The sequence below is a fragment of the Brevundimonas sp. genome, from assembly GCF_032107865.1.
Lineage (GTDB): Bacteria > Pseudomonadota > Alphaproteobacteria > Caulobacterales > Caulobacteraceae > Brevundimonas.
In genome coordinates, this window is the sequence record NZ_DAMCNG010000209.1 from 1 (window position 1) to 4,485 (window position 4,485).

The window sequence follows — 4,485 nt, forward strand, 5'->3', positions numbered from 1 at the left end:
GGCGGCGGCCACGATGTCCTCAGCGGTCGCGCCGGGGCGGCCATAGGCGATGTTGGCGGCGATGGTGTCGTCGAACAGGAAGGGCTCCTGCGTCACCAGGGCGATGTGATCGCGCAGGGACGACAGGCTTAGCTCGCGGATGTCGCGGCCGTTCAGCGTCACCCGCCCCGCCGTGACGTCATAGAAACGCGGCAACAGGCTGAGGATGGTCGATTTGCCGCCGCCCGACGGGCCAACCAGGGCGATGGTTTCGCCCGGCGCGACGTGCAGGCAGACGTCTGACAGGGTGGGGGCGGACCCGTCCTCGTCGGCGCGATAGGCGAAGGAGACGTGTTCCAGGGCGACGGTGACGGGGCCGGGCGCGACCTGGGCGGCGTCGCTGGCCTCGCGGATCTCGGGCTCGATATCCAGGGCGGCGAACAGGCGGCGTGCGGCGGTGAAGCCCTCGCTGAGCACGGTCGTCAGGTTCGTCACCTGGCGCAGGGCCTGACCCGCCAGCAGCAGCATGCCGATGAAGGAGGCGAAGGCGCCGACCGTCATCTGCCCCTGGCTGGCGCTCCATCCGGCATAGGCCATGACGGCGGCGACGACGCCATAGGCGACGATGTCGCTGGCCGGACCGGCGAAGGCGCGGCTGTCGGCGCCCTTGATGACGTGGCGCTGGCGGCGGTCGATGACGGTGGAGACGCGGGCTTCCTCTGCCGCCTCGCGGTTCTCGATCTTGATGACGCGGACGCCGTCCAGATTTTCCATCAGGGCGCTGGACAGGGCCTCGGTCTCGACCATGGCCCCGCGCGCGGCCTTGCGCGACTTCTTGCCGAAGCGACGGATGATCCAACTGACGACCGGCACGCCCAGCAGGACGATCAGCGTCAGCGGCAGGTCGATGAAGCCCATGGCGACGATGACGCCCAGCAGCATCAGGGCGTTCTGGGTGTAGTTGACCACGCCCGAGGTGAAGGCCTCGCGCACCAGGTTGGCGTCGAACAGGACGGAGGAGACGAACGTCCCCGAATGCTGGCTGCGCAAGCGCGACAGGTCGGCGCGGATCATGCCCGAGAACAGCTGCTTCTGGATGTCGCCGACGATGCCGTGGCCCAGCCGGTTCACCATGGCGGCTTGGCCCGCCATGCTCAGCGAGCGGATCACCGCCACGACGATGATGAACAGGGGAATGGCGATCAGCACCTTGTCCGCCGGAATGGTGACGGTCTTCCAGATCGTCACGGGCCCTGCGTGCTGGCCGAACAGCAGATCGATGGCCGGTTCCAGAAACTTCAGCAGCAGGGCCGTCAGGCCGCCGGACAAGCCCGCCAGAAGCATGGAGGTGAAGAAGGCCGGCTTGTGCCGCGACAGATACTCGCGCCAGATGCGGGCGAGCAGAGGCCGCAGCGGCTCGCGGGCGTCGTCATGAGGGGCGGGAACGGTCATCGGCCTTCGGTCGAACGGCTGAGGCGTCAAGTCAAGCGGCCGTGCGCGAGAGAGACGGCCTTGGGCGGGTGACGCCGGGTGCAAACGGCGCTATCTCGCCGTCATGGGGCGCTACGATCTGACTACGCCGTTCGGCCGTTTCAAGGCGCGCTGGTCCTATTTCTGGAAGGATCACGCCTTTCTGCGCACGGCGTTCACCAACGCACACTGGCTGGGACCGGATATGGTGCGGACCAACCAGCCGTCGCCGCGTCAGCTGGCATGGTGGAAGCGTCAAGGCGTCCGCACCGTCGTCAATCTGCGCGGCCAGCGGGATGAGGCCTATTACTGGCTGGAGAAGGACGCCTGCGAGCGGCTGGGCCTGACCCTGATCGACGCGCCGCTGGATTCACGCGATCCGCCGGGCAAGGATCGGGTGCGCCGGGCCAAGGCCTTGTTCGAGACAATGGAGTATCCGGTCCTGATCCACTGCAAGTCAGGCGCGGACCGGGCGGGGATGATGGCGGTCTTCTATCGCCACTTCCACCTGGGCGAGCCGATCTCAACGGCGATGGAGGAACTGGGCAAGCGCACCCTGCACAGCCGCGAGGGGCTGACCGGCGTGCTGGACTATACGCTGGAGAAATATGTCGCCGAGGTCGAGCCCTCGGGCGTCAGCTTCAAGGATTGGGTCGAGAGCGACGCCTATGATCCCAAGGCGATCCGCGCCGAGTTCAAGGCCGGCTGGTGGGGCAAGCTGGTCGTCGACCGCCTGTTGAAACGCGAATAGGTCTCAGCCCCAGGGGCCGCGTCCGGCGGCGGGCGGCGGGGTCTTGCGCGCCGCCGCTTCCTTTTTCCACCGCTTGATCTGACGCACGTGATCGCGCTGGCGAGAAAAGACGATCAACCACAGGGCCAGGACGGCGATCAAGGAGACGACGCCGAAAATCTGCTGGCCGTCCAGCGTCTGGCCGAAAAGGGTCAAGGTCTGCGGTCCCGATCAGCGGGGGTGATGGGGTCGTTCCAGGCGGTGTCCTGGTCTTCGCCAGGGCGGGCGACGTGCGGCGGCCCCTTGCGCACGACCCAGACGATCGCCGCCACGGCGACGACCACCAGAAGCAGGACGATGAGGGTCGGCAGCATGGCGAATCCTGTTCATGAACAAAGGCGGCTGATGAGAAAGCGCATCAGCCGCCCCTGCGGTTCCTGAACAGCGGCGTAACTGCGCCGTGAACGGTCGATCAGCCTTCGGTGCGCGGATCGATCAGCTTGTGCGCGTGCAGGATGAAGTAGCGCATGTGGGCGTTGTCGACGGTCGCCTGGGCGCGGGCCTTCCAGGCCTTCTTGGCTTCGTCATAGCTGCCGAAGGCGCCGACGAACTCGACTTGCGACAGGTCGCGGAAGACGGGCTCGGCCGGGTGGCGCATTTCGCCGCCGATGACGAGGTGAAGCAGTTGGGGGTCGTGAGAGTCGGCCATGGAGAGGGGGTCCATTGCGGGAGGAATGTCAGATGGCCAGCGGGATAGGCGCTGTGCGCCTCACGATCAACGGGTGAAGGGCCGGCGCGGCGCATATCAGGCTGGTTTGACGCGGATCGGGGCGATTAAAGCGCCACGGACGGCCCATATGGTCGCTGACCCTGGCCCCGGCCTCTTCGGCGATCAGGGCGCCGGCGCAGACGTCCCAGTCCCATTTGGGGCTGATGGCGATGGCTGCATCGAAGGCCCCCGCCGCCACCAGGGCCATGCGATAGGCCAGGGCGTTGCGCTTGGAAAAGCGCATCGGCGGCCAGGGCTCGTCCCATTCGCGCGCTTCCATCAGCCGGGCGTCGGCCAGAAGCTCGGCGTCTTCAAGATCGTCGGTGTCGGAGGCGCTGATGGGGCGCCCCTGCAGACGGGCGCCGCCGCCCAGCGTGGCCTCGAACACCTCGTCCATCATCGGGGCGTGGATGACGGCGGCGACGGGGCGGCCATCCTCGACCACGGCGATGGGCACGCACCACCACGGCTTGTTCTTCATGAAGGCGACCGTGCCGTCGATCGGGTCGACGACGAAGATGCGCTTCTTCGACAGGCGCTCGGTGCTGTCGGCCGTTTCCTCGGACAGCCAGCCATAGTCGGGCCGGGCGGTCAGCAGCGCGTCGCGCAACAGCTGGTCCACCGCCAGATCGGCGCTGGTGACAGGCGAGCCGCCGTCCTTGGACCAGACCTTCAGCCCGGCTTCGCGATGTTCGAGCGCCAGCCGACCCGCAGCCAGCGCCGCGTCGCGGATCAGATCGAGGTCGGCGCTGTAGTCGCTCATTTGCCCGCGATCGCCACCTTGTCGAACAGCAGGGAGGGGCTGTTGAACGATCCGCGGAACTCCAGATCGCCCGCGCGTTGCAGGCGGGCGTAGAGGTCGATCAGATTGCCCGCCACGGTGACTTCGCTGACCGGGTAGGCGCGCTGGCCGTTCTCGAACCAGAAGCCGGACACCCCGGCCGACCAGTCGCCGGTGTTGCCGTTCAGCGAGGGGCCGAACATGGAGGTGATCAGAAGGCCCGTCCCGGCCTGCGCCATCAGGGCGTCCAGATCGCCTTCGCCCGGCGCCAGATGCAGGTTGTGGGTCGAGACGCCGGATGGTCCCGCCAGTCCGCGCGAGGCGTGGCCGGTGGTCTGAAGGCCCAGCTGCGCCGCCGAGGCGGTGTTCAGCAGCCAGGTGGTCAGGACGCCGTCCCTGACGATCTCGCGCCGTTCAACGGCCACGCCCTCGTCGTCGAAGGGAGTGGAGCCGAGGCCGCGCGGGCGGAACGGGTCGTCGATCAGGTCGACGCCGGTCGGCAGGACCGTCTTGTTCAGCTTGTCCTTCAGGAAGGAGCTGCCGCGCGCGATCGACGGGCCGGAGATGGCGCCCAGCAGCGGCGACAGCACCTGCGTCGCGACGCGGTTCTCGAAGATGACGGGGGCGGTGGTCGAGGCGATCTTGCGCGGGCCGACGCGGGCGATGGCGCGCTCGCCCGCCTTCAGGCCGATAGATTGGGCGTCCGGCAGGTCGGACAGGTGGCGGACGGCGCGGCTTTCGCCGCCGCGCTCCATG

Annotated in this window: 7 protein-coding genes; 1 reads left to right on the forward strand and 6 read right to left on the reverse strand. The window is 67.9% G+C overall.

Annotated features, from left to right (window positions below; translation table 11 throughout):
- Nucleotides 1–1,431 (reverse strand): ABC transporter ATP-binding protein (locus RT567_RS13865; protein WP_313576867.1); only part of this gene is annotated, 1,431 nt, incomplete at its 3' end.
- 103 nt (nucleotides 1,432–1,534) lie between these two features.
- Between RT567_RS13865 and RT567_RS13870 the strand changes: the two genes are divergently transcribed.
- Nucleotides 1,535–2,200, forward strand: a complete 666-nt coding sequence (locus tag RT567_RS13870) for a fused DSP-PTPase phosphatase/NAD kinase-like protein (RefSeq protein WP_313576868.1) — start codon at nucleotides 1,535–1,537, stop codon at nucleotides 2,198–2,200.
- Between the two features lie 3 nt (nucleotides 2,201–2,203).
- Here RT567_RS13870 and RT567_RS13875 read toward each other — a convergent pair whose 3' ends face one another.
- The 5 genes from RT567_RS13875 to RT567_RS13895 form a co-directional block, all read right to left on the reverse strand.
- Nucleotides 2,204–2,395, reverse strand: coding sequence for a hypothetical protein (locus RT567_RS13875; RefSeq protein WP_313576869.1), 192 nt, complete (start codon nucleotides 2,393–2,395; stop codon nucleotides 2,204–2,206).
- On the reverse strand, nucleotides 2,392–2,553 hold the full coding sequence (locus tag RT567_RS13880; RefSeq protein WP_179205024.1) for a hypothetical protein: 162 nt from the start codon (nucleotides 2,551–2,553) through the stop codon (nucleotides 2,392–2,394). The genes RT567_RS13875 and RT567_RS13880 overlap by 4 nt, the downstream gene beginning before the upstream one ends.
- A gap of 98 nt (nucleotides 2,554–2,651) precedes the next feature.
- Entirely contained in the window at nucleotides 2,652–2,903 is a 252-nt protein-coding gene (locus RT567_RS13885; protein WP_313576870.1) for a DUF4170 domain-containing protein, read from the reverse strand.
- Between the two features lie 13 nt (nucleotides 2,904–2,916).
- Complete coding sequence (locus RT567_RS13890) at nucleotides 2,917–3,711, reverse strand: 3'(2'),5'-bisphosphate nucleotidase CysQ (RefSeq protein WP_313576871.1); 795 nt, start codon at nucleotides 3,709–3,711, stop codon at nucleotides 2,917–2,919.
- A partial coding sequence (locus RT567_RS13895) for a TldD/PmbA family protein (protein ID WP_313576872.1) occupies nucleotides 3,708–4,485 on the reverse strand: 778 nt, incomplete at its 5' end. The genes RT567_RS13890 and RT567_RS13895, both read right to left, overlap by 4 nt.